We start from the raw sequence: 23,258 nt of genomic DNA, 5'->3' as shown, positions 1-23,258 counted from the left end.
CTCTCGCGCCGCCGAAGGGCGGTCGGTCCTGCGGATCGTACGGGGTCCTGCGGATCGCACCTGCGCCTGCTGGGCCGACTCCGGCGAGTGTGGTGGGGGCGGGTGCGATTTGCAGGGGATTCGTCAGAGGTGGGCTGTTTTACCGCGGGATCGGCGCGAGAGCGCGGGGAAGTCCTGCAGATCGTGCAAAGTCCTGCAGATCGTACAAAGTCCTGCAGATCGGATGGGGGCCTGCAGATCGGATGGGGTCCTGCAGATCGGACGGGGGAGGGCCGGGCGGGCGGCGGCTGCTAGCGTCGCGCTCAGGCGCGTCGGCGCGGGAATGGAGACGGGACGCATGGTCGTCGCGATGCAGGCAGAGGGGTTCGACGGGCCGGAGGCGTTGCGCGCCGTCGAGGTTGATCCGGGGGAGCCGGCGCCCGGGCGGGTGCGGATCGCGCTGCGCGCGGCGGGAGTGAATCCGGCCGACGCGAAACTTCTGCGCGGGGTGTTCGGGCGCGGCCGGGTGCCGGTGCGGCCGGGCAGTGAAGTCTCCGGAGTGGTGACTGCCGTCGGCGAGAAGTCGGAGGGTCCGCTCGGCCCGATCCGCGTCGGCGACGAGGTCGTCGCGTTCCGGGTGTCCGGCGGATACACGGCCGAGCTGGTCGCGCCGGCGAGCGCCGTGCTGCCCAAGCCTGGGGGCTCGACTGGGCGTCGGCGGCCGGTCTGCTGCTGGCAGGGACGACCGCCGAGCACCTCGTGCAGGCGACACGGGTCTCCTCCGGGGACACTGTCCTGGTGCACGGGGCGAGCGGAGCCGTTGGCACGCTCGCAGTGCAGCTCGCCGTCACCCGTGGCGCGCGGGTGCTGGGCACGACGAGCGAGCGCGGTGAGGACGTCGTCCGCCGGTTCGGTGCCGAGCCACTCCGCTACGGCGCCGGTTTGGCGGATCGTGTGCGAGCCCTGGCGACCAACGGCATCGACGCGGCACTCGACACGGCGGGCACGGACGAGGCACTGGACGCCTCCGTCAACCTCGTCGCCGACCGTTCTCGCATCGCGACCATCGCCGGATTCGAGCATGCCGCTCGCCTCGGCGGGATCCTCATGCTCGGCGGCGGACCGAACGCCGACTCCGGGACCGCTCTGCGTGACGCGGCCCGGCCCGGACTGCTGGAGCGGGCCGGCCGCGGCGAGCTGGAGGTCGTACTCGGCCCGTCCTTCCCGCTGCGGGAGGCGGCTGCGGCGCTCGCCCTCGTCGAGTCGGGCCGCGCGCGCGGCAAGGTGGTGCTGCTCCCCTGAACGCGACCTGCTCCCTCGACCTGCCGGCCCGCGGTCCGTTCGATTCCGCGGGCGCCGCGAACCTCTTTCGCAACCACGCCCTGCCCGGAGTGGAGCGGGTCTCGGCCGACGGCCGGCACCTGGAGCGCCTGCTCACCCTCGACGGTGCTGCGCACCCGGTCGCACTGGAGGTGACGGAGACGGGGCTGCGAGTCACGGCGCAGCCCGGCGTGCTAACGGCGGCGGCTGCGGCCGTCCGCGCCTGGTGTGACCTCGACTCCGACGTGCTGGCGATCGGCCGAGAGCTCTCCCGCGATCCGCTGCTCGCGCGCTCGGTCGCTGCCCGGCCGGGGCTGCGCGCGACGCAGTACCCGGAGGCGTTCGAGGCGGCGGTGATGGCCGTGCTCGGCCAGCAGGTGTCGGTCGCCGCCGCCCGCACCTTCGGCGGTCGGACGGCGGCGGCCTTCGGTGTCCAGGGCGAGCGAGGTCTGCTGGCGTTCCCCACTCCGACCGCCCTGCTCGCTCCGGAGTTCGAGGCCCTGCGCTCGGCGATCGGGATCACCAACGCGCGAGCGCGGACGGTGCGTGCCGTCGCTGCGGCCTTCGCTGCGGGTCCGGTGCTGGACCGCGCGGGTGATCGGGCGCAGCAGCGGCGTGTCCTCCTGGCGATCCCGGGTGTCGGGCCGTGGACGGCCGACTACCTCGCGCTGCGGTTCCTCGGCGATCCGGACGCGTTCCCCGCGGGCGATCTCGTGCTGCGGAAGGCGCTCGGCCGGGTGAGCACGGCGGAGGCGGAGGCCGCGTCGCAGGCGTGGCGACCGCACCGCGCGTACGCGGCGTTCCACCTCTGGGCGAGCACCGGAGCGGTCTGAGGCGACCGGCGTTCGTCACCGAGGTCAGGAGCCGCCGATGTGCCGTCCGACCTGCCTGGGATCCGTCTGATCTCGGTTGCGGACGGATCAGGTCAGGTATTCGACGTCGTCGTACAGGATGGGCGCGTCCTCGGTGTCCGGATCCTCGACCGCGACGTCCTCGTGCTCGAGGATGACGGCAACGCCAGGCGACACCAGTACGCAGACTTCGCGCTCGCCCGCGACCGTGAAGCTCACCATGTCGCCGCGGTTGCGTACGGCGTCGACCAGGCGCTTCTCGAGTTCCTCGGTGTCGAGCGAGATGGACAGGAGGAAGCGACGACCGTCGATGCTGAGCGTGGTGCGCCGCAGGGTCGCCGCGGGCTCGGGGGGAGTGCCGCGGCCGCCGCGCTTCGGAGTGACTGCCGTGACCCGCAGTGACGAGGCGTGCATCCGGATGACCGCGTTCACGAGCCGGACTCCGGACGCGACTCGTGGCGGCGGCCACCGGTACGGCGGTCTTCCTTCATCTCGGACTCGAAGAGGTGGCGAGCTCCGCCGGCGAGCTCGTCGCGGGCGGCGCGCTCCTGCTTGCGGAACGCCGCGTAGTAGGAGTCGTCGTAGTCCTCGACGATCTGGAAGCTCCAGCGCCCCTCGATGACGTTGCGACCGACGAGCTCGTCGTCGATCCGCTCGGCGACGCCTGCATGCCCGGCGTCCCGCAGCGCGTCGACGGCCTCCCCGAGAGCGAGATCGGCCGCGCCGGTGAGGCGGTGGAAGCCGTAGAGCAGACCGCGGGCGTGCTCGAGCGTCTCGAGCGCCTCCGAGAGCTTCCCGAGCGCCGCCACGGTGGCGTCGTCGAGACCCTCCGGGCGCAGGTGCGCGGAGTCGGGGTGGTCGTGTGAGCTGCTCATCCAGGTGAGCTTAGGCCGACCTCACTGCTCTGTGACCCCCTTGCGCCGCCGCTCCGAACGGTTTGTACTCGCTGCGGGAGCGAGCTCAGGCGCACCTCGCGGAGGGCACCGTCCTCAGCGACGGCGGTCAGGTACGTGCAGGCGGGTTGGCGCCGACGATCCGTCGGGGAGCCCGGGTTGAGCAGTCGTAGACCGGCCGGCGAGACGGAGTCCCAGGGTATGTGGCTGTGGCCGAAGATCAGCACGTCAGCGCCCGGGAATGCGGCATCGGCGCGGGTCTCGCGCCCGGTCGCCGGTCCGGTCTCGTGCACCACACGGAGATCGAGCCCGGCGACGCGCGCGTGCGCGACCGCGGGCAGGCGGGCGCGCAGAGCCTCCGGATCGTTGTTGCCCCAGACGGCCAGGAGGAGCGACGCCCGCTGCTCCAGTGCGTCGAGCGTCGCTTCGTCGACCCAGTCGCCAGCGTGCACGACCAGGTCGGCCTCGTCGATCTCCTGCCACACCTCGTCGGGGAGAGCCTTCGCCCGCTTCGGCAGGTGCGTGTCGGCGAGCAGGAGGAGGCGGACCGGTCCCCCGAGCGCGGGCGGTGCGCCGTTGGGGCCGGGCTGGAGCAGGGGCATCAGCGGGTGAAGGACAGCTGGAGCACAGGCATCAGCGGGCGGGGCCGGGCGTCGGCTCCACTCTGCCGTCGGCGCCGGGCTCGGTCGCGGTGTTGGAGCTGTGGAGGCGAGCGTCGAGTCCGTCGAGGTCGGCGGTGAACCAGAGATGGTCGCCGCGATTCGATTCGGCGACGAAGGCCTGCACAGCGCTCGACTCCGCCACGGGTCCGCTCACGTCGCCGAGGATCACGAGCCGCTTGCCGTACAGGACGAACTTCTGCACGAACTCGCCCGCGATCCCGGAGCGCAGGTGGAGGAATTCGGCGTCGAGCCGGCCGACGGGAACCACGATCGTCTCGACGTCGCTCCCGTAGGTCTCGCCGATGAGCGCGATGGCGTCCTCGGGGGTCGAGAGCGCGCCCCCGTCGTCGTCGACGAGCAGGAGGGGGACGCCCTGGCGGGTCTCGATTCTCATCCCGCCAGCCAACCACGTCGGTCCGGGAGTCGCGAGGGGCGCCGTCCGGGCCTGCGCTCAGGCCGTCCCCTCCTCGGCTGGCGCTCGTGAGCTCCGCGATGCCGTTCCGTCCGCTGGTCGGGATCGCCCGGATCTCGGTCGGCGCCGCCGCGCTCGCGGTGATCGGGTACGCCGACGGGCTGAGCATCGCGGCCGGCGACCCGAGTCCGTTCGACTACTTCGGCTCCTTCACGAACCAGACCGGCCTCCTCGCGAGCGCGGTGCTCGTCGTCGCCGGATCCATCGCTCTCACCCGCCGTCCGAACCCCTCCTCGCTCGGCTACCTGCGGGGCGCGGTGACCGCGTACCTGATCATCGTCGCCGTGATCGACAACACCCTCGTGCCCGGCACCGGCTCGGCTCCGCCCTGGGTCAGCGCCCTCCTGCACGGCGTGCTGCCGGTGCTGGTCCTCCTCGACTAAGCCGTCGTGGGGGATCGCACACAGCTCGCCTGGAGTGGCTGTGGGTGGTCCTGCCCTACCCGATCGTCTGGGTCGTCGTGGTGCTCGTTCATGGAGCGACGGACGGCTGGGTGCCGTACGGCTTCCCGCTGCCCGAGAACGGGGGCACTGTCGCTCGTCCTGCACGTCGCCGGGCTGACCTGCGCGGTGGTCCTCGCGGGCGCGATCGTGTGGGCGCTGAGCCGACGCCGACGGAGGGCCGCGCCCGACCGGACCGCCTCGCCCTGACGGCTCGCGGCCGCCCCGGGGTCCCGCGCTACCGTCGGGCCATGGATCGCGCACCGCACCCCGTTCCCGCCGTCACCGCCGACGAGTGGGCCGAGCTGCGCGAGCGCGTGCGGCGGACACGGTGGTCGCCCGAGTGGCCGGTCGAGGGCTGGGAGGCGGGCACCGACGAGGTGCTGCTGCGGCGGCTCGCGCGGCGGTGGTCGGAGGAGTTCGACTGGCCGGCCGGGGAGCGGCGGATGCGGGAGCTGCCCTGGGCGCAGGCCGACCTCGACGGGACGCCGCTTGCGTTCCTCCGCTTCGACGCCGAAGTCTCCGGCCGGCTGCCGATCGTGCTGACCAACGGCTGGCCGAGCTCCGTGCTCGAGCTGGTGGCACTCGCGGAGCGGCTCTGTGCCCCGTCCCGCTTCGGCGGCGACCCGGCCGACGCGGCGACCGTGATCGTCCCCGCGCTCCCCGGCTTCCCGTTCTCGCCGCAGCGGTCCCGGCCCGGCGAGCAGACCCACGAGCTCTGGCACCGCCTGATGGCTGAGGAGCTCGGCTTCTCCCGCTACGCCGCGCACGGAGGCGACCTCGGCGCGGGCATCACCTCGCGCCTCGCCGAGAGCCACCCGGAGGCGGTCGCGGGGATCCACCTGCTCGCCGTCTCCTCTCCGAGGCAGTGGGACGAGGCGTCGCTCTCGGAGGAGGAGCGCGTGCACCTCGAGGAGCAGCGGACCTGGTTCCAGGACGAGGGCGCCTACGAGCACCAGCAGCAGACGCGTCCGCTGACCCTCGCTCCGGCGCTCTCGGACTCCCCGGTCGGTCTGCTCGCGTGGATCCTCGAGAAGCACCGCGCCTGGAGCGAGCTCGGTCAAGCTCGTGTTCCGGCGAGCGACCCGCGCGCGGACGATGTCACCGATCGCAGTCGACAGACGTCCAGACAGACGTCCAGGTGGGCTTCGCTCCGGACGGCACGGGATCAGTTTGCCTGCGGGCTGCGGCTGCGCAACCGCCAATTGTGGGACTGATCATCCTCGTACCAATCCAAGACGCAAGCCCATGAAGTTGGCGACCGGTTCGTCCGCCTCGAGGGCTGAGGGTTGCGCAACCTTCCCAGGACGGAGGGCTGCGACAACCGTAAGTGCATGCGGACGTATGAAACGTCGTGCGAGGACCTACACAGCCAAGTTGTGCGGCAGGCGTCTGTATGCCAAGGTGGGACAAGACGTCGAGATGTCCTCATGGTTCTATGAGAGCTTTTGACGCGGTACTGGGGAGGGCGCATGGGCCGGGAGATGACGCGCGGTAACAACGGGGAGGGCTTGGATGCAAGAGGCGATTCGGACGCCAGCGGCTCCCGGAAAGGACACGGGATCACGCTCGTCGGCCTCGCGGTCGCAGCAGTCGGTCTCCTGATCGTGCAAGGCGGGAGAGCGGTGACGTGGTTCGATTTCGCCACCACCGCCGTCATCGGAGTCTTGGCTCTCGTTCTGCTCCTCACAGGTCTTCGCTTGCTCCGCGCGAGGTAACGGTTTTTGCCTCATCGATTTTGCCGAGTGCGGCGGTATTCGTCGCGACCGCCATTGCCTCGGTTGATGAGCACCTAAGCCCCTTGGGTTATTCGCGGGTCCGTTTAGCCGTCTAGCAGATCCTGGCGTGTTGGCTCGAAGAGCGTTATTCATAAGGTCTGATTTGCGCGTGTCGCTCGAAAGGCATCGGCCCCTCGTGCGAGAGAATAGAAGTTATCACACTTCACTATTCTCGGGACAAGAGGCCGATGCGTTACGACTCTACTACAGGGCTTGATTCGGAGCAGATCACGGAACTCGTTTCCCGGATCTGGCAGATCGTGCAGTCCCGTCCGGCGTCGGCGGGGCGAGTGGCGATCCTGAATCTTCGGGAGCAGGTGGTTGTGACGGTGATGTTGGTGCGGCAGAACCTGAACCAGATGACGGTCGGTGACCTGTTCGGCGTCTCCCAGCCGACCGTGTCGCGGATCTACCGGCGGATCGTGCCGCTGATCGAACAAGCGTGCTGCCTGTCCGGCGTGCCACTAGAGGAAGCCGCGATCGGCCGGGTCCTTCTGGTCGACGGTACCGACGTGCCCACCGGGAACCGTGCCAGCGCGGGGGAGAACTACTCCGGGAAACGGCACCGGCAGGGCGTGAACGTGCAGATCGCGTCCGACCTGAAAGGCTCGCTGCTGTGCGTCTCGGAGCCCGTGGCCGGCGCGCGCCACGATCGAGCTGCGATCACGCTCTGCGGCTGGGAGCCTGTCCTCGACGCCGTCGAATGGATCGCGGATCCCGGATATCAAGGCACCACCGCAACAACACCGACAAAGAAGCCCACTGGCGGTGAACTCGACGACAACACGAAAACCAGCAATCGGACACTCTCCATCATCCGATCAGCGGTCGAAAGATGCATCGCCCACTGGAAGAACTGGAAAATACTCGCCACCGGCTACCGCGGCCGACTCCACGAACTCCCCAACCTCATCCGCGCCATCACCAAACTCGAACTCTACCGACTCGGCTGGTAACCCCTTATGAATAACGCTCGAACGAGAGTCAACCTTGTTCAAGACATTTTTCGAATGCGCGCACCACTCGCAGAAAAATCTGTCGCTCCTTCTCGTTACTCAAAGGACTGAATATGACTTTCAAGACCGGTTCGGGCTCGCGCGTCACCGACGAACGCATAGCGGGCCGGTATGTCGAGGCATGGATCACGGGACGTGTGCTTCTTACCTGGGCAGGCGATCGGATTCGCCGAGGATGACGAGGCCGCGGGGCTCGCCTCCGCAAACCTCATCGATAGTGATATTCTATTTGTGCCGACCGGTGTCAACGTTGACGATTTTGGGGGCACGGTCGTCGAGTACGACGGCAGGTTTCGCGCAGCGGGCGATGAGATAACGGTCTGCGGCCATACCGTTGAGCTCCAGGACTATCTAGCCTCGGGTTTTGTAGATATCGTCGGACCGACATGCGCACAGATTCAAGACCTTCGCGAGTGGGACGCATTCATTGCAGATGCCGATGAAGTCCGCTCCGGCGCGCCTTTCCCGCGCCAGTTTTTGGAAAGTGGGCTGCTCCTCGGAGGGACATTTTCCTTATTGGCTGAGTCAAGCTTGGATGGGCAATCGTTCCGACCATATTTCTCGAAGGACGGGAAGGTTTTCGCGGGTCCCCAAGGTAAGGCTCTGGACGCCCTTGAATTGCAGGAATTTCGATCGGCTCGGCCTGGCGCCGTCGCGGAGTTCGAGGGAGCGGTACCAAGTGTGACCATCGAGCGGGATTGCGGCGCGAGGCCGTGGCTTGGTCGCTATATTCGCGCATTCGAACTGCTGAAGCGAACGAATCGTGATGCCGATGCCTGCATTATCGGCTTCGGTCACTCTATTCTCGACGATGGGCTGGACGACGCAGCTCCTTCTCATCACGCACCGTACCTCTCTCTGGTCGAGCAAGAGGTCGTCCTCGAAGACCTCGCGACAGGTCGACGATTCAGGACTCCGCTCCAGACGGCCGCGGCGGTCGAGGCACTAATGACCTCATCCGAACGCAGCCGCTCAGAGGAGCGTCTCGCCGGATACCTGGCCATCGGACAGGAACGCGCGCGACGGATGCTAGACGAGGTTGCAAGCCAATTCGGGTTTGAATCCCCTGCCTCTCTTCAAAGAAACTGGGTGGTATCTAAGTCGTCGGTCGGTCGGGCGCGATGACTAAGCAAGCGTCGCCGGAAACAAGCGTCGTGTGGTCCTCACTCGTCCCAGCATCACACTCGACCAGCATTGCGGACTCCCAGATTGCTGTCGGCGCACAAGGCGTTTATGTCGAGATGAAGGATGGGCGGAACCTGCTGTGCGCAACCAGCGGCCTCTGGAATGTCGCACTCGGGTACGGTAACACTGCTGTCGCAGATGCCATCACCGGATCACTGCATAGCGCCTCCTATCTCACGCTCTTTAGGTCCACGCATGCGTACGCGACCGATGCGGCTCGAGCACTCTTAGACTTCGTGTGCGGTGATTTTGACCGCGTCATTTTCTCGACATCGGGTGGCTCGGCGAACGACGCTGTAATGAAGCTGGCTCGTCATTTCTGGATACTTCGTTCGGATCCTCAACGCAGGATCATCATTGGTCTCGAGGGAAGCTACCACGGCACGACATACGGAAGCCACGCGCTCAGCGGCGACGATCTACACCAGGCGACCTACGGGCTTGATCGTCGCTCGATCCGGCATGTGCCCTACGATGACGGCGGTGAGAAGCTTGCGGCATTGATGGCTCGCGAAGGTCACCGAATCGCCGCAATCGTCTTGGAGCCTGTACTTGGCTCGGGCGCCGTCGAACTCCCCGATGCGTTTCTCGCAGAGGTGATCCGTCTAAGGGAGCGCTACGGCTTCTTAATGATCGCTGACGAAGTGGCGACAGGTTTCTACCGGACTGGACGGGCTTTCGCTTCACAAGCTTGGCCCGTTTCGCCGGATATTCTCATTCTTTCGAAGGCGCTGACGAACGGGACTTGCGCTGCGTCGGCGATATTGGTAGCGCCCGCGGTCAGCGCCGAATTCGGGAACCAGGGCGCAACGTTTGTCCACGGGGAGACTCAAGCGGGCACACCGCAAAGCTGCGCCGCGATCGTCGCAACGCTCGCGGAAATGGAGCGGCTGGAGATCGCCGAGAAGACGTCTCGTCTTGCCGTCGAACTCGGCACCGTCGTCGAGCGGATCGCGGAACTGCCCACTGTCGATCGCGTAACAGGCCGAGGATGCATGCGCGGAATCTACCTGAAGTCCCGGCTCGGCGAACCCCTGACCCCGACCCAGATCGGGGCAGTCGTCGGTTCGATTCGGGACGCCGGTGCGATCGTGCAACCGGGTCCTTCCTGCATTCAGCTTCTTCCGCCTCTGATCTTCCAGCGGCAGCATCTTGAGGAACTCGAGTCCGCATTGCGTGAAGGAATTATGCAAATTGAGCAGTGGGATGATGTCGACGCTTGACATGTCTTGGTGCCCTACGTCGCTGTACGTCGGCCGCAATGTTGCGGGCCGTGTCGTCGCATCGCTGGTTAGAGATCGGACGACGATGGTTATCACCGACGCATTCAACGAGCACGGGGCCGCGAGGCTTCTAGCCGGCGGTAAGAACAACACGGTCATCGTCGAGGGTCCAACGCTGGATTCCCTCGAACGCGCGCACCACGCGATTGGTCAACAGTCGCCAGGAGCGATTGTTGCAGTGGGCGGCGGTACCGTAATGGACTCGGCGAAGCTAGCGTCTGCCCTCGTGGCGAGCGGACGCCCGTTCGCGCAGTTCAGCCGCATGCTGGAAGGCCGTGGCGAGCACGCTACTCGGCGGGGTTTGCGTCGGTCGGGAAGCCTCGTGGTTGCGGTTCCAACGACGGTCGGTACAGCGTCTGAGGTGAGCCCAATCGCGTGTGTCACGACCGGAGGCGGACACCACCTCGTCTCGGGAGACGACCTCCGCCCGGATTTTGCTGTCATCGACTCCGCAAACTTTGACTCGCTGCCGAGCCGAAAAGTGCGCGACGGCGCATTTGAAGTTTTCATGCGGATTGCGGCCGTCGGAACGTCGTCCGGCGCGTCACCAATGGTCCGCCGTCGAGCCGCCGACCTGGGTGTCCGACTTGCGCAGGCTTGTGTAGAGCTTGTGCGCGACGAAGCGCCCGCGGCGCGACTCGAAATCGCACTTATCGGCGCGGAGTCGAAGACGTCCTTCACTGGGTACTCGAGTGATCCACACGCCATTCAGCATTGGTATCTTGCAAACGAGCTCGCCTATGCAGGGGCGTTTTCGAAGGTGAGCGCCACCGCGGCCTTGGCTCCGACAGTGTGGCGACTCCTGGAGGAGGGAAACAGACGGCTCGGAGACGACTTCGCGATGGTCGAGTTCTTGGCGGCGGTTAGGCGTGCTCTTCCGCTCGGTTCAGCCCAGGCCAGCGAATGGGTCTCAGACTTCGCACGGTATCTGTCGATCACGTTGCCCGCAGTCACCGGAGACGTAGCGGACCGAGCGGTGGATGGGTGTTTGCGAGGCTGGGGAGGTCCGAACATGGCGCTTTCTGAATGGGACGCGCGGTCTATTCGCGCGGTGTATGAGGGCGCGATATCCACGCGTTCTCTGAATGCGTGAGTAATTGATGCTTGTGCCGGTATCCGCTGGTGCTGAGATTCGATTCGTCGAGAGGAGGTGAATTATGGACTCAGTTGCTAATCCGGAGGCTTCAATGATCTCGTTCGACGAGTTGGAGGTGATGGACGCCCCGTCCGAGGATAGCTTGTGGAAAGGCGTGCTCGGTGGAATTGGCGTTATCGGGATCGTCGCGGTTATCGCGACCTAGGGCCCCAGAGGCCGCTAATATCAATACCGGGAGGGAGGTAAAAAGATGACCATTCAGACAGAGATTCTCGGATTCGAGAACCTAGAGTCTATGGATGCACCAGACGATGGGTTCGACTGGTTCCACGGCTTCAGCATCGGAGTCGGCCTCGGCCTCATCGCGCTCAGCGCAACCTGATTCGGCCTGGTAGAAATTTCCCTAAATTGAGAAGGAGGTGAATAATGAACAACATTGAGGCCCTCGGATTTTACCCACTCGACGCCATGGATACCCCGCTCGAGTGGTGGGAGACGGCCGGGTACGCGATCACGGCCCTCGGCGGTCTGGTCGTTATCGCGGCGACATAACCGTTCGAACAATTCCACTAACGGTGCGGGCGGGCGTGTGAAACGACCGTCCGCACCCTGAAAATACCGCAATGCGGTGGAAGGAAGTACCAACTGTGTTGACGGCTGCGTCTCAGGACCTATTGACGAGCTGGGCGGTAGCTGTTGATGTCGAGGGCCTCTACGGACCGGCTGGTTCGCAGTTCTACGACTCCGCGACTCGTGGTGATCGGTCCGAGGTACGTGAAGTCATAACCCTGGTGCGTCGATACCCTGGCGAAATTCTTGATTTGGCGGCGGGATCCGGACGGCTGACCCTTCCTCTTCTCGCGCTGCCACGCGCCGTGACGGCCCTCGACTCGTCGCCGGCGATGCTAGGTATTCTGAGTTCACGAGTGGGAACTCGCCTCTCGAGTGGACTCACCTTTGCCGAGCAGGACATGATTGATTTCACGCTCCCCAACTCGTTCGGGATCGTCGTCCTTGGTGCGACTTCGGTCACGCTCCTTGACCGCTCAGATCGTGCACGACTTTTTGGTCGTGTTCGAGCCCACTTAGAGACGGGTGGACGTTTCTTACTGTCCACTACCGACACCGACGGCGACGGCGACTAGATGCCCAGTGCGTTCCAAGGGATCTTCCATGACGCGGCGGGGATGCCTGTGCCGTACTACTTTTCGCAGGAGATCGACCGTCGTGCGGGGCGCAGGCTTGTCAACTTCCTCGTACCGTCGACCAGCAACGCTGCCGCTCGAGCTGTCGTCTTCACGAGTGTCGTCAACCGGCTCTCGCGTCGAGAACTCGCGTCCGAGCTTCAGGACGAGGGCTTCGACGTCGAGTCTTCGATAGTCGTGAAGGCGAGCGGCGCCGATGGCAACGGACTCGTCCTGTTGGAGTGCTCATGCTCTCGGCGATGAGGACGCTTGCGCCCAGCGCTGGTCTTGCGGAGCGCTACACCTTCTTTGCACCGCGCGACGATTTTCCGCTGTGGCAGGCGGTGGTCAGTCTCAAGCCCGCCATCGAGAATGGCACTGCGGCAGATCCTGAAAGTCTCCCGCTGGTGGGGGCCACGGATGTCTCGCGTCGTCGCGCACTCCTTCGCGCGACGGGTGAGGCGGTGGAGCGATGGGCGCTGCGCCCGGCTGTCTCAGCGCGTCGGGACCGGAACGCTGGCCCCTGTCTGGACTGGATGAAGTACGGATTGGCGAACGGTGTCCTGCGAGGTGAGACGCTCATAGGCGAGAATCGCTCGACCGGGGCCTCTGTCGCCGTCCCGGTCGAGTTAATCGACTACGACCAGTCGACGACCCGGCTCGCTCTCGGCGCGCAGGGTGCTTACGAGCCGTCGCCCTCAGGCGCGGCTGCCGGCGAGACGTGTGACCACGCGGTGGCGGCGGGGGTTCTCGAACTCCTGGAGCGGGACGCGCTCATGGTCGCGTGGGCGAGGCAACTTCGGATTGAGCGGATTGAACCGAGTACCCTCGGCGACGTCAGCCTCGCCGGTCTCAGCAGCCTTGTGGAACGCATCGGGCTCGAGGTGGTTGTAGGCGACCTTGGCTGCGACGTTGATGGAGTAGAAGCGGTAATTGCAATTTGTCTTGATCGCTCGGCAGAGTTGGGCTCGGTCGGTTCAAAGGCTTCTACTTCCCTTGTCGGTGCGGTGGTGGGAGCGATTCAGGAGTCGCTTCAGGCTCTTCGCCTTGGTCGAGCCATGCGGCTCGGCACCGGAGGAAGTCGACCTGCGACGGATCGGCTGCCACGAACCGAGATGGACCGGGCAAGATACTGGGCCGAACCTGCTGCGTTCGCATACCTCGATGGATGGGCGCAATCGTTTCAACCATCGGGGTCCAGTGATCCGCCTGCGCGTCGATCATGCGTGAGCGCGCTGGAGTCGACGATTCGGTGTGGATTCGAGCCACTTGTCGTAGACCTGTCGGCACGTCTACCCGTCGAAGTGCGCGATGCGGGGTGGAAGGCGGTGAAGGTGCTGTGCCCTGGCCTGCAGCCCCTGAGGCTCGATGAGAGCCTGCCATTCAGCTGGCTCCAGTCGCGCATCATGTCCGCGGAGCATCGAACCGGGTTCACGAGCCCTCTCGCCTCAGGGGAGGTGTTCCATGTCCCGCATCCACTTGTCTAGCTGGCCAAGAGGTGTACGCACGCACGGCCGCCATCGGTCGGACGGTCATACTGAGTCCGGCATCGACCTCCGTCGCCCGCGGCTCCGCCCGGAGGTCACGATCGTCGATCAAGGAAATGGGTCACCCGGCACCTGGCTTGTGGCGTCACACGACGTGCCCGTGGCCCGAGTGACAAAAGGCACCGTAGGGATCCTCATGCGACTCGACGGGATCGCAACCTTGGACGAGCTGACCGCGTCGAGCGGGGGTGCATTTACGCTAGCCGAGCTTGAGACGTTGATCGAGAATCTGAGACGAACGGGGCTTATCGTTGGAAGCGCAGACGCTGTCGGAGCGCGGAGCCGTGTAGTGTCCTATCGGCCACCGATGACGATTCAGGTCGCAACGAGAAGTGCTGCGGCTTTCTTCGCTACCTTGGCGCGTGTAACGACGCCGATGTACTCCCGAGTCGCTCTCTTCGTCGTCGCGTCTATCGTGGCAGCAGGGCTTGGAAGCGCGATCGTCTCATGGCAGAAATACGTCTCGGTCGGCTCAGCTCCCTTGAAGCCAGTCACGCTGATTGCTGTCTTGGTTGCGCTCACGGTCGCGACGTTCTTCCACGAACTCGCACACGGTTTGACTTTGCAGAGATTTGGCGGTGTGCCGCGTCGCGCTGGCTTCATGCTCTTCTACCTGGCTCCAGCCTTCTTCGTCGATGTGACCGACGGTTGGCGTCTCCCGCGGCGATGGCAGAGAGCTGCCGTGGCATTCGCCGGTCCCGCCTTGCATCTAACAGCGGCCAGTGCCGCGGCACTGATTGCGCTCGCCTTTCCCACCGGTGGCGCTCAAGAGGCGTTATATATGTTCTCTTTCGCGGCGTTCGGGATCTTCGGGTTGAACCTCGTGCCGTTCGTTCGTTTCGACGGGTATCTCGTGCTGATGGCGCTGTTGGATCGTCCGAATCTGCGAACTGCATCTATCGCAGAGCTAGGGCGAGTGCTCTTCGCGAAAAGAGGAGGAAGCCCGTCGCCGTCGTGGGTACTGGCAGCATTCGGCCTCGGCTCGATTGTCTTCCCTGCATACCTGGTATTTGTTTCCTTCAGCCGCCTACAGTCGATCCTCGTGGAGACCGGGGCGACGGGGGCCTTAGTCCTCCTGAGCCTCGAAGCCGTCGTAGCAGTTCTGCTAGCACGCAGTGGCACGCGGGTTCTGCTCCGGAAGGGGTACAGCACAGTGCGCGCCGTTGGCGGAGCGCTCCTCATCGCCGCAGCGCTAACGGGCGTCCTTGCTGCAATTCAGGTTCCGATTACATATCGGGCGGGGTGGGTGTCGGATGAACATGGAACTGCATTGGTTGCTCAGAACGATTCGGCATTTAAATCATTTACTGCGGGTAGCCGCGTTTCCCTGAGGTCGCAGGGAATCATCTTCCAGCTTGAAGTCGGAACGGCAACTATATCGGAGAACAACCCCAGTAAAGCCGATATTCCTATCGAAAGTCTCGCGCCTGTTTCGCTTGGCGGCGTGATGGTCAGTGGATATCGAATGCCCCTGTTGGTATCAGGCAATGCTTCACTATGGGCAGGCGGGGCGGCAATTGTGTCGACCGAAAGGACCGAGTCATTAATGCAATTGCTATTTGCGCAGATTTTAGGAGACCCTACGAGAGAGATCTTCGATCAATTCGATTTCACAAAGTCGCGCTAGACGAAGACTGACAATTAGTGCTCCTATTGGGGCTCGATCTAAAGAAGGGAAATTGTACATGAATGTCGCAATCGAGTTCGAGAACTTTACGAAGAGCTACGGCTCCTCGACAGTGGTAGATAATCTGTCGTTCCAGGTGGCCCAAGGAAGCGTGGTCGGTCTTCTCGGCCCGAACGGTGCGGGCAAGAGTACCGCGATGCGCGCTCTCGTTGGTCTTTCTCGTCCGACTTCCGGGGCTGTTCGTATCTTCGGAAAGCGGTTCGCTGATTTGCCCGAGCCCGCGTCGATCGTCGGCGTGCATATGGACGGCTTTGGCTTCGAAACAGGGATCAGCGCAAGGCGCCATCTTGAGATCTGCCGCCTTGCGGCAGGAGTGCCGCGCGCGCGCGTCGGCGCCGTGCTTGAAGAGGTGGGCCTCACGGGTCACGCGCGTAAGCGCGTGAAACAGTACTCGACCGGCATGGCCCAACGTCTCGGCCTAGCTATAGCACTTCTCGCAGAACCGAAGGTCCTGATTCTCGATGAGCCGGCCAATGGCCTGGATCCTGAGGGAATTCGTTGGCTTCGCAAGTTCATTCGAGATTATGCGCGGCATGGAGGAACGGTCCTCGTTTCCAGCCACCAACTCGGTGAACTGGAACAGATCGTTGACGAGGTGATCGTGATGAATCGACGTCTGCTGTACGCCGGACCGCTTGCTGATCTCCTGGGGAAAAAGGATGCTTCTCTGGAGGACAGATATTTCGATCTCGTGGGTTCTTCGACGGCGGGGGCGTGATCCCGATGCTGAATGCAATTCGTTCCGAGACTCTGAGGTCAATTAGCGGGCTTGCGTTTCTGGCGGTGCTCGCGTTCGCGGTCATGATTCCTGCGCTGCTGCTGAACTCTCTTGTCGGCTCGGATGTGCTGAAGGCGCTGCCAGCGCCTGACGCTTCCGCCCGAGTTTTCAGCATCACTGCGTCGTCGTTCGTGGTGTCGATGTTCGTAGGCAGCTACAGCGTGACCCGCGAGTATTACTATGGTTCTCTCGATCGATCGCGAGTTCTTTTTTCGCCGCGCAGATTGTTCTGGGCGAAAGTGATCGCGTCCGTGTTGACGTCCGTCGCCCTGGCAGCCGTGTTGGGAGTTGCATGGGTAGCGGTCTCCGTCTGGTTGATGAGCGAGCAGGGGGTTGACTTTATCTATTCGTTCGCGATCACCCGGATCTTTGTGGGCTCACTGGTGGCCAGTGCACTCGGCGCGATAATCGGCCACGGCGTCGGGTGGGCCGTTCGTAACTACTACGTCGCATGCGCGCTCGTCCTCGCGATTCCGTTGGCCGCAGAACTGCCGCTGCTGTTGAACGCTCCGGACGTGGAAAAGTTTCTGCCTTCTGGTGCGGCTGCGGGCGTTACGAACGTGGCTGGACTCGACGTCCTCCCCGTAGTCGCGGCGTTCGCGGTGTCACTTCTTTGGGCCGCGGGTGCCACCGTACTCGGGCTGATCCTGGCCACGCGGAGGCAGTAGTGATCATGCGGGCGCTACGAAGCGAATTCGCACGAGTGAACGTTGATCGTGCGGGTCTAGGTTCTGCGGTGTTTGCCGCGCTACTGGGGATGAGTGTCATCTTTGTTCTGCCCGAGAAGCTTTCCGAGGCTCCGAGAGGAGTTATCGAGGCGCTGTTTGCGGGCCTTAGAACGACGGTCGTTACAAATGGTGTTTTGCTGTCTTCCATCTATGGTTCTTTCCGGCTGACCTCCGAGCTCAACAGTGGAGTCTTGGCTCGGCAACTTATGTACTCAAAGAGGATCACGCTCTACTTTAGCAGAGCGATGTTCGCCATCGTTGGCGGCATGGCGATCGGAGCGATCGGGTGCGCCGTGGGTCAAGTCGCGTACTCGCTGGTGGCGTCAATGTGGAATTTGGACTTGGCGCTGGTATGGACTGCGGGGCTCTTAGGCCTTCTTTCGGCGGCATGGGGGTTTGGGCTGGGCGCTGTAATTGGTAATCACTTTGTCGCTCTCTTTGTTGTCCCCGTCACCTTGGCCATCGCCATTCCGCTTGCGTCCTTAACCAAAGATGTTGCTAGGTTGACTCCTTTCGGAGGTCAATTAGCTTTGGTCGACGAGGCCTCTGGCACTTGGCTCGCCCCTCACAATGGCCTGATGATTGCGATCGTGTGGGTCGTCGGGATGCTCATCGCGGGCTATCTCGCCACTGAGAGGCGGGATGTGAGCTGACTGGTGACAAAGATAGGATGCAAGCTGTCCTGCAGATAGCCTGGCGTGTCCGTTGGCGAGCCAGGTGAGTGCGTCATTGTGATCGATGCAGGGCCTTCAGATGGTAGCGACGTACGAGCAAAATCGGGTGATTTGCTCGCTTTTGCCCAGTGTTCTGAGAATGCCGGAGATTTCCTGCCGGAGCTTGATCGTGCGGATCGCGGATTCGGCGGGATCGGCGTCGAAGGGGACCCGCGGGAGTTTACTGTGCGGCAGCTATGCACCGGGCGGGTTGCGGCGGCAGTGATGTGACCCAGGGATTCCGGACGGTCCTCCTGAACTGATTGGATGACGAATGCTGCAACCCAGTAATCGGGGCGTGACCCCGGAGCATCGGGCGGAGGTCGTGCGCCTGTTCGATGCGTCGGGGCGGTCTGTGAGCGCGATGGCCAGAGAGCTCGGGATCGATCATTGGACGTTGTGGCAGTGGGTGAATGCTGCCCGTCTGCGAGAGATCGATCCTGATGGTGAGCTGACTCGCGAGCAACGTAACCGGATTCGTGATCTCGAGAAGGAGAACTCTCGGTTGCGTCGGGATTTGGAGCTCGTGAAAAAGGCGGGGGCTCTCTTCCGGGAACTCGATCGCGGCGAGAACTCTTCGCTGTGATCGACCGGTTGCGGGCTGAGTTCCCGGTGACGTATCTGTGTCAGAAACTTCGGGTGTCGACGTCTGGTTTCTACGACTGGGTCATAGCGAGTCCGACGCGCACGGCGGAGCGTCGCGAACAGTTGACTGCGCGGGTCGGGGAAGCTCTCCGGCATCGCGTGGAGCGGCGGGGTATCGGAAAGGGACTGCGGCTCTGCACCGCCAGGATGTTGCAGTGAATCGGAAGACCGTCGCGGGGATCCTGTCAGGTCTGGGGTTGCAGTCGCCGGCCGCGCAGCCAGCCTTCGGGCGAGGCTGCGGGCTGCTCGGGTGGCGGATCCCACCGACCTCCTTCTGCGGAGCTTCGGGTCGGCGACGCCAGGGACGGTTCTCGTCGGGGACATCACTTATGTGCGTACCCGCCAAGGACGGCTTTATGTCGCAACTGTCACCGATTTAGCGACCAGATCGGTACTGGGTTCGCGACAGGCGCCAGACAGGGCTCGGATCTCGCTATCCGGGCTTTGCGAGCTGCTTCCGCGACGGGCGTCGTGCGCGCTGGAGCGATTTTCCACTCCGACCACGGCACCTAATACCGTTCCAAACGGTTCACGCGATACTGCGTCACGAACGGGATACGTCGCTCGATGGGCGCCCGAATGCAGTGCTGGGACAACGCGGCAGCAGAATCATTCTTCTCGAAACTCAAGAGCGAACGCCTCGATTGGATCAACTTCAACACTCGACGACACGCTGCAGCCGAAGTTGCCGACTACATCACCCACCTCAACACCGAACGACTCCACTAAAGCCCGGAGTACGCCACTCCGACCGAAACACTCAACCGGCTACACCCCGCACTGAGCTAGATTCAAACCGAGGACGCAGGCCGGGATCCCTGGGTCACACCACAGCTGGGCGACCGTTCAGAAGCCAAAAAACCTCTCTTGTCGTCGCGTGACCCGGAACGGCCGGGAGCGTCTACCCGCGGCAGCGGTAGCGCTCGGCGAACACGGTCGCTGTTAAGCTCGCGCCCGCGGTCATCGCGGGCACGCTCGGGCAGAGGTCTCGGCGGAGCGACGCGGGCTGCGGCATGCAGCCGAATTGCTCACTGATGTGCTCGGGGATGCGGACCCGCGCGGTCTCACCCGGCGCGACGTACAGATCCGACCGCGAGCACGACCAGTCGAGCTCCGCTCCCGTGTCGTTCGTGAGGCTCACTTCGTGCGACGGGCCGACGAGGACCGCGTCGGCTAGTCAGAAGCCGCCCGCGACAAGGCCGCCCGCGACCGCGAGGGCAACCGCGGCGCGGTTCCGACGGCGCCGGAGGGCGGGTCCGCCCGGCGAAGGTGCCCGTCACTGCTCCGGCAGATCGACGCGGTACTTGAAGCCCACATGCGAGTCGACGAAGCCCAGGCGGAGGTAGAAGCGGTGCGCGTCGGTGCGGGCGGCGTCCGAGGTCAGCTGGACGAGGGGCGTGCGGAGCTCGAGCGCGGCGACGTCGATCACCCAGCGCATCAGGGCCGTGCCGATCCCGGCCGAGCGCTCGGCGCTCGCGACGCGGACCGCCTCCACCAGCAGGCGGGCGCTGCCTCGGCGCGCCATCCCGGGGATGACCGTCACCTGCAGCGTGCCGACCACGGCTCCGCTCGCGTCGACCGCCGCCACGAGGTCGTTGCCCGGGTCGTCGACGACGCTCCAGAAGGCCGCGTGGTAGGCGGCCTCGTCCCCGTCGTCGGCCATGTCGCCGCGGCCCGCGCTGATCGGGTCGTCGGCGAGGAGCCGGATGATCGCGGGGAGGTCGTCGAGGCTCGCGCGGCGGAGCACGACGCTCCTGTGCCCGAGGCCTGCGACGTCGGGAAGGGTCAGGTCGGCGATCACGCGCTCATCCTGCCGCACGCCGTCGGGGCGACCGGAGGAGCGGCGCGCGCCGGGCGCGAGCGCTCCGCCTCCGCCCCGTCACTCCGCCGCGTCGGCGCCCGGCTTCATCCAGAACGGGGAGTAGTGGTAGCCGTCGAGGTCGTCGAACTGGCGCTGATAAAGGAAGGGATAGTCGTCGGTGTCGCCGATCCGGCCGCCCGCGGCGGCGGCGCGCTCGAGGAGCTCATCGACGGCTGCCCGGCTGCCAAGGTCGAACGAGACGGTCACCTTTGAGGGCGTGCCGGGCGTGCCGATCAGCTCCTCGGTGGCGCCGACGCTCTCGTACATCGCGCGGCTGGTGAGCATGACGTACTGGTCGGGCGCGATCGCGAAGCAGGCGGCGTCCTCGCGGGACATCTCGGCGTTCAGGGTCCAGCCGAGAGCGGTGTAGAAGGCGGTAGCGCGCCCGACGTCGTCGACCGGGCAGGTGAGGAAGAGGCTCATGCGCTCACCTTCGCGATCCGAGGGCGGGCCGTCAAGGGCGTCGGGAGGAACCCGGGGCTCTCCGGCGGGGCTCAGCGGAACGATCGCAGCCGCAGGCTGTTCAGCACGACGAACACGCTCGAGAAGGCCATCGCGGCCCCGGCCACCAGCGGCCCCAGGAGCCCGGCCATCGCCAGCGGGATCGCGGCGACGTTGTAGGCGAAGGCCCAGAAGAGGTTGCCGCGGATCACCCCGAGGGTGCGGCTGCTCAGGCGCAGCGCGTCGGGCACCCGGCTCAGGTCGTCGCCGACGAGGGTGATGTCGCTCGCCTCGATCGCGGCGTCCGATCCGGCACCCATCGCGATCCCCACTGCGGCGGCGGCGAGTGCGGCTGCGTCGTTGACGCCGTCGCCGACGAACGCGACCCGGCGGCCCTCCGCACGCAAGCGCTCGATCGCGGCGAGCTTCTCCTCCGGCAGCACCTCGGCGATCACCTCGCCGATGCCGACGGCCGCGGCAACCGACCGCGCGGCGCGCGGGTTGTCGCCGGTCAGCATCAGCACCCTCAGCCCGCGCTCGCGCAGGGCGCGGACAGCGCGAACGGCCTCGGGCCGCGGCTCGTCGCGAAGGACCGCGAAACCGCGCAGCTCTCCCTCCCAGCCGACGCCGACCACGGTGCCGCCCTCGATGCTGGCCCGCTCGGCGCGTTCGGCGAGGTCTCCCGGAGCGAAGCCCCACTGCTCCTCCAGCCAGCGCAGCCGACCGGCGACCACCAGGCGACCCTCGACCCGGGCGCGCACGCCGAAGCCGGCGCTCGCGCGAAATCCGGTCGCCTCGGGGATGTCGAGGTGGGCGGCCCGGGCAACGATCGCGGCGGCGAGCGGATGCTCCGACCCGCGCTCGACGGCGGCGAGCATCCGCAGGCTCTCGTCGTCGCTGGACTCGACGACGCCGAAGGTGCCGGTGGTGAGCGTGCCGGTCTTGTCGAGCACCACCGTGTCGATCCGGCGGCCGGCCTCGAGCACCTCCGGCCCGCGCAGGAGGATCCCCAGCTGCGAGCCGCGGCCGGTCCCCACGAGGACGGCGGTCGGCGTGGCCAGGCCCAGCGCGCACGGGCAGGCGACGATCAGCACGGCCACGGCGGGCGAGACGGCCGCGGCGAGGCCGGCGCCAGCGATCAGCCAGCCGACGAGGGTCGCCAGGGCGAGCACCACGACGACCGGGACGAAGACGGAGGAGACACGGTCGGCGAGCCGCTGCACGCGCGCCTTGCCGGCCTGGGCGTGAGAGACCAGGCGACCCATCCGGGCGAGCGTTGTCTCGGAGCCGACCCGGTCGACCCGGACGGTGAGCAGTCCGTGCGCGTTCAGCACTCCGCCGGTTACGGAGGAGCCGGTCCCGACGTCGACGGGGACGCTCTCGCCGGTGAGCATGCTCGCGTCGACGGCGCTGGCGCCCTCCAGAACGGTGCCGTCGGCGGCCACGGTCTCGCCGGGGCGCACGCGCAGGAGGTCGCCGACGGCGAGCGCGGACGCCGGCACCCGCTCCTCCTGCCCCTCGGCGGTGACGCGCACGGCGTCCTTCGCGCCGAGGCGGAGGAGTGCCCGCAGTGCGGCGCCGGCATCGCGCTTCGAGCGCGCCTCCAGGTACCGACCGGCCAGCACCAGCACGGGGACCGCAGCGGCCACTTCGAGGTAGATCTCGTCGTGGCCGGAGCCGCTACCGAGCAGCTCGAACGGCATGCTCATCCCGGGCCGGCCGGCGTCGCCGAGGAACAGTGCCCAGACCGACCAGGCGAACGCCGCGCTCACGCCGAGGCTGATCAGCGTGTCCATCGTGGTCGATCCGTGGCGCAACGCCCGCCAGGCGTTGCGGTGGAAGGGGAGCGCGCCCCAGACGGCGATCGGCGAGGCGAGCGCGAGGCACAGCCACTGCCAGTTCGTGAACTGGAGCGGCGGGATCATCGAGAGCAGGACTACGGGCACGGCGAGCGAGGCGCAGACGCGGAGCCGGGCGCGCAGGGCTCGCCGCTCGCGGTCGTCGTCGCTCTGCTCCTCCTGCTCCTCGGGAGCGGAGTCGCCGGTGGACGGGACGGTCGCGTGGTAGCCCGCGGCCTCGACGGCGGCGATCGCGTCGGCCGCAGTCGTGCCGGGCGGGAGGGTCAGCGTCGCGCGCTCGAGAGCCAGGTTGACGCTCGCGTGGACACCGGGGAGCGCATCGAGGCGCTTCTCGACGCGGGCGACGCAGGAGGCGCAGGTCATACCTCCGATGGCGAGCTCGAGCGGGGTGCCGGTGGTCTCGGCCACCTCAGCTCAGGGGGGCGAGCCGGTAGCCCGCATCGGCGATGGCGGCCGCGATCTCCTCGCGGCCCAGGGGTCGGGAGGAGCCGACCGTGACGGTCGAGACGCCGTCGGGAGTGAGCGACACGGTGACGGTAGAGACCTCGGGGTAGGCGGCGAGTTCCTCCGTGACGCTGCGGACGCAGTGCTCGCAGGTCATGCCCGCGACTCCGACGCTCTGCACGGACGCGGCGGGTGTCGTGGTGTGCCCGTAGCTCCCGTGGCCACCGCAGGCGCACGCCCCGCCGCCTCCGCAGGCGCAGCCGCCCGTCGAGCCGCTCGCGGTCAGGCCGAGGTCGATCCTGGTGCTCATGAAGTCCTCCTGCATCGTGCGACCGGGCGGCTCGAATACCCCCCGGGGGTACCTACATACTAGGCCGATCAAGACTTCCCGGCAAG

Annotated in this window: 30 protein-coding genes and 1 pseudogene; 22 read left to right on the top strand and 9 right to left on the bottom strand. The window is 65.8% G+C overall.

Annotated elements, in window-relative coordinates:
• Positions 1 to 223 precede the first annotated feature (223 nt).
• From C1O28_RS15960 to C1O28_RS11140, 3 genes and pseudogenes are all read left to right on the top strand, one after another.
• Positions 224 to 613 (top strand): annotated as a pseudogene (locus tag C1O28_RS15960) (alcohol dehydrogenase catalytic domain-containing protein); the annotation flags it as partial.
• A gap of 125 nt (positions 614 to 738) precedes the next feature.
• On the top strand, positions 739 to 1,281 hold the full coding sequence (locus tag C1O28_RS15710; RefSeq protein ID WP_244210519.1) for a zinc-binding dehydrogenase: 543 nt from the start codon (positions 739 to 741) through the stop codon (positions 1,279 to 1,281).
• Complete coding sequence (locus tag C1O28_RS11140) at positions 1,278 to 2,132, top strand: DNA-3-methyladenine glycosylase family protein (RefSeq protein WP_337189917.1); 855 nt, start codon at positions 1,278 to 1,280, stop codon at positions 2,130 to 2,132. The genes C1O28_RS15710 and C1O28_RS11140 overlap by 4 nt, the downstream gene beginning before the upstream one ends.
• Positions 2,133 to 2,219: 87 nt before the next feature.
• Here C1O28_RS11140 and C1O28_RS11135 read toward each other — a convergent pair whose 3' ends face one another.
• Genes C1O28_RS11135 through C1O28_RS11120 form a run of 4 tightly spaced genes read right to left on the bottom strand, consistent with a single transcriptional unit; the run spans position 2,220 to position 4,099 of the window.
• Complete coding sequence (locus tag C1O28_RS11135; protein WP_097167469.1) at positions 2,220 to 2,582, bottom strand: hypothetical protein; 363 nt, start codon at positions 2,580 to 2,582, stop codon at positions 2,220 to 2,222.
• On the bottom strand, positions 2,579 to 3,025 hold the full coding sequence (locus C1O28_RS11130) for a hypothetical protein (RefSeq protein WP_097167470.1): 447 nt from the start codon (positions 3,023 to 3,025) through the stop codon (positions 2,579 to 2,581). The genes C1O28_RS11135 and C1O28_RS11130 overlap by 4 nt, the downstream gene beginning before the upstream one ends.
• Entirely contained in the window at positions 3,022 to 3,645 is a 624-nt protein-coding gene (locus C1O28_RS11125) for a metallophosphoesterase family protein (protein ID WP_097167471.1), read from the bottom strand. Before C1O28_RS11125 ends, C1O28_RS11130 begins: the two co-directional genes overlap by 4 nt.
• 31 nt (positions 3,646 to 3,676) lie before the next feature.
• Complete coding sequence (locus tag C1O28_RS11120; protein WP_097167472.1) at positions 3,677 to 4,099, bottom strand: DUF4180 domain-containing protein; 423 nt, start codon at positions 4,097 to 4,099, stop codon at positions 3,677 to 3,679.
• An 86-nt stretch (positions 4,100 to 4,185) separates the two neighbouring features.
• Here C1O28_RS11120 and C1O28_RS11115 point away from each other — a divergent pair, with 86 nt between their 5' ends.
• The 19 genes from C1O28_RS11115 to C1O28_RS16130 all read left to right on the top strand — a co-directional run bounded on the left by C1O28_RS11115 (position 4,186) and on the right by C1O28_RS16130 (position 18,986).
• On the top strand, positions 4,186 to 4,560 hold the full coding sequence (locus tag C1O28_RS11115; RefSeq protein ID WP_127821504.1) for a hypothetical protein: 375 nt from the start codon (positions 4,186 to 4,188) through the stop codon (positions 4,558 to 4,560).
• A gap of 44 nt (positions 4,561 to 4,604) precedes the next feature.
• Entirely contained in the window at positions 4,605 to 5,834 is a 1,230-nt protein-coding gene (locus tag C1O28_RS11110; protein ID WP_243392091.1) for an epoxide hydrolase family protein, read from the top strand.
• Between the two features lie 749 nt (positions 5,835 to 6,583).
• Positions 6,584 to 7,351, top strand: coding sequence for a transposase family protein (locus C1O28_RS11105; protein ID WP_104249343.1), 768 nt, complete (start codon positions 6,584 to 6,586; stop codon positions 7,349 to 7,351).
• Positions 7,352 to 7,546: 195 nt separating this feature from the next.
• Positions 7,547 to 8,536, top strand: coding sequence for a daptide biosynthesis RiPP recognition protein (gene mpaB, locus C1O28_RS11100; RefSeq protein WP_097165197.1), 990 nt, complete (start codon positions 7,547 to 7,549; stop codon positions 8,534 to 8,536).
• The gene (mpaD, locus tag C1O28_RS11095; RefSeq protein WP_097165198.1) at positions 8,533 to 9,819 is read left to right on the top strand and encodes a daptide-type RiPP biosynthesis aminotransferase; all 1,287 of its coding nucleotides are present in this window, start codon (positions 8,533 to 8,535) and stop codon (positions 9,817 to 9,819) included. Before mpaB ends, mpaD begins: the two co-directional genes overlap by 4 nt.
• Complete coding sequence (locus C1O28_RS11090) at positions 9,803 to 10,972, top strand: iron-containing alcohol dehydrogenase (protein ID WP_097165199.1); 1,170 nt, start codon at positions 9,803 to 9,805, stop codon at positions 10,970 to 10,972. The genes mpaD and C1O28_RS11090 overlap by 17 nt, the downstream gene beginning before the upstream one ends.
• 94 nt (positions 10,973 to 11,066) lie before the next feature.
• Positions 11,067 to 11,180, top strand: a complete 114-nt coding sequence (mpaA1, locus tag C1O28_RS15955; protein ID WP_337189921.1) for an MpaA1 family daptide-type RiPP — start codon at positions 11,067 to 11,069, stop codon at positions 11,178 to 11,180.
• A 45-nt stretch (positions 11,181 to 11,225) separates the two neighbouring features.
• Positions 11,226 to 11,357, top strand: a complete 132-nt coding sequence (mpaA2, locus tag C1O28_RS15865; protein ID WP_258058678.1) for an MpaA2 family daptide-type RiPP — start codon at positions 11,226 to 11,228, stop codon at positions 11,355 to 11,357.
• 44 nt (positions 11,358 to 11,401) lie between these two features.
• Positions 11,402 to 11,527, top strand: coding sequence for an MpaA3 family daptide-type RiPP (mpaA3, locus tag C1O28_RS15860; RefSeq protein ID WP_258058679.1), 126 nt, complete (start codon positions 11,402 to 11,404; stop codon positions 11,525 to 11,527).
• A gap of 71 nt (positions 11,528 to 11,598) precedes the next feature.
• Positions 11,599 to 12,120, top strand: a complete 522-nt coding sequence (mpaM, locus tag C1O28_RS11085; RefSeq protein ID WP_097165200.1) for a daptide-type RiPP biosynthesis methyltransferase — start codon at positions 11,599 to 11,601, stop codon at positions 12,118 to 12,120.
• Positions 12,121 to 12,423, top strand: coding sequence for a hypothetical protein (locus C1O28_RS11080; RefSeq protein ID WP_097165201.1), 303 nt, complete (start codon positions 12,121 to 12,123; stop codon positions 12,421 to 12,423).
• Positions 12,408 to 13,646 (top strand): YcaO-like family protein, encoded by a 1,239-nt coding sequence (locus C1O28_RS11075; RefSeq protein ID WP_097165202.1) that lies wholly within the window; start codon positions 12,408 to 12,410, stop codon positions 13,644 to 13,646. The genes C1O28_RS11080 and C1O28_RS11075 overlap by 16 nt, the downstream gene beginning before the upstream one ends.
• Positions 13,528 to 15,333, top strand: a complete 1,806-nt coding sequence (gene mpaP / locus C1O28_RS11070) for a daptide biosynthesis intramembrane metalloprotease (RefSeq protein WP_338052142.1) — start codon at positions 13,528 to 13,530, stop codon at positions 15,331 to 15,333. The genes C1O28_RS11075 and mpaP overlap by 119 nt, the downstream gene beginning before the upstream one ends.
• Before the next feature lie 58 nt (positions 15,334 to 15,391).
• Complete coding sequence (locus tag C1O28_RS11065; protein WP_097165203.1) at positions 15,392 to 16,111, top strand: ABC transporter ATP-binding protein; 720 nt, start codon at positions 15,392 to 15,394, stop codon at positions 16,109 to 16,111.
• Positions 16,108 to 16,839 carry a hypothetical protein gene (locus C1O28_RS11060; RefSeq protein WP_097165204.1) on the top strand — a complete coding sequence of 244 codons (732 nt, stop codon included), beginning with the start codon at positions 16,108 to 16,110 and terminating at the stop codon, positions 16,837 to 16,839. The genes C1O28_RS11065 and C1O28_RS11060 overlap by 4 nt, the downstream gene beginning before the upstream one ends.
• A 35-nt stretch (positions 16,840 to 16,874) precedes the next feature.
• Positions 16,875 to 17,552, top strand: coding sequence for a hypothetical protein (locus C1O28_RS11055; protein WP_127821502.1), 678 nt, complete (start codon positions 16,875 to 16,877; stop codon positions 17,550 to 17,552).
• Positions 17,553 to 17,886: 334 nt separating this feature from the next.
• On the top strand, positions 17,887 to 18,198 hold the full coding sequence (locus C1O28_RS11050) for a transposase (protein WP_097165206.1): 312 nt from the start codon (positions 17,887 to 17,889) through the stop codon (positions 18,196 to 18,198).
• Between the two features lie 37 nt (positions 18,199 to 18,235).
• Positions 18,236 to 18,637 (top strand): helix-turn-helix domain-containing protein, encoded by a 402-nt coding sequence (locus C1O28_RS16135; RefSeq protein WP_122999640.1) that lies wholly within the window; start codon positions 18,236 to 18,238, stop codon positions 18,635 to 18,637.
• 175 nt (positions 18,638 to 18,812) lie between these two features.
• Entirely contained in the window at positions 18,813 to 18,986 is a 174-nt protein-coding gene (locus C1O28_RS16130) for an integrase core domain-containing protein (RefSeq protein WP_419866670.1), read from the top strand.
• A gap of 172 nt (positions 18,987 to 19,158) precedes the next feature.
• Here the strand turns inward: C1O28_RS16130 and C1O28_RS11035 are convergent, their stop codons facing one another.
• The 5 genes from C1O28_RS11035 to C1O28_RS15415 all read right to left on the bottom strand — a co-directional run bounded on the left by C1O28_RS11035 (position 19,159) and on the right by C1O28_RS15415 (position 23,172).
• Entirely contained in the window at positions 19,159 to 19,398 is a 240-nt protein-coding gene (locus C1O28_RS11035; RefSeq protein ID WP_097165209.1) for a hypothetical protein, read from the bottom strand.
• 135 nt (positions 19,399 to 19,533) lie between these two features.
• The gene (locus C1O28_RS11030; protein WP_097165210.1) at positions 19,534 to 20,058 is read right to left on the bottom strand and encodes a GNAT family N-acetyltransferase; all 525 of its coding nucleotides are present in this window, start codon (positions 20,056 to 20,058) and stop codon (positions 19,534 to 19,536) included.
• 78 nt (positions 20,059 to 20,136) lie between these two features.
• Positions 20,137 to 20,541: a VOC family protein gene (locus C1O28_RS11025; RefSeq protein ID WP_097165211.1), complete on the bottom strand. Its 405-nt coding sequence runs from the start codon at positions 20,539 to 20,541 to the stop codon at positions 20,137 to 20,139.
• 71 nt (positions 20,542 to 20,612) lie between these two features.
• On the bottom strand, positions 20,613 to 22,826 hold the full coding sequence (locus tag C1O28_RS11020; RefSeq protein ID WP_258058680.1) for a heavy metal translocating P-type ATPase: 2,214 nt from the start codon (positions 22,824 to 22,826) through the stop codon (positions 20,613 to 20,615).
• A 1-nt stretch (position 22,827) separates the two neighbouring features.
• Positions 22,828 to 23,172: a heavy-metal-associated domain-containing protein gene (locus C1O28_RS15415; protein ID WP_202129697.1), complete on the bottom strand. Its 345-nt coding sequence runs from the start codon at positions 23,170 to 23,172 to the stop codon at positions 22,828 to 22,830.
• Between the last annotated feature and the right edge of the window lie 86 nt (positions 23,173 to 23,258).

This window comes from Rathayibacter rathayi, assembly GCF_004011095.1.
In the GTDB taxonomy this organism is placed as follows: Bacteria; Actinomycetota; Actinomycetes; order Actinomycetales; family Microbacteriaceae; genus Rathayibacter; species Rathayibacter rathayi.
The sequence above is the reverse complement of the archived record's forward strand: the minus strand, read 5'-3'. Positions and strand labels throughout refer to the sequence as shown.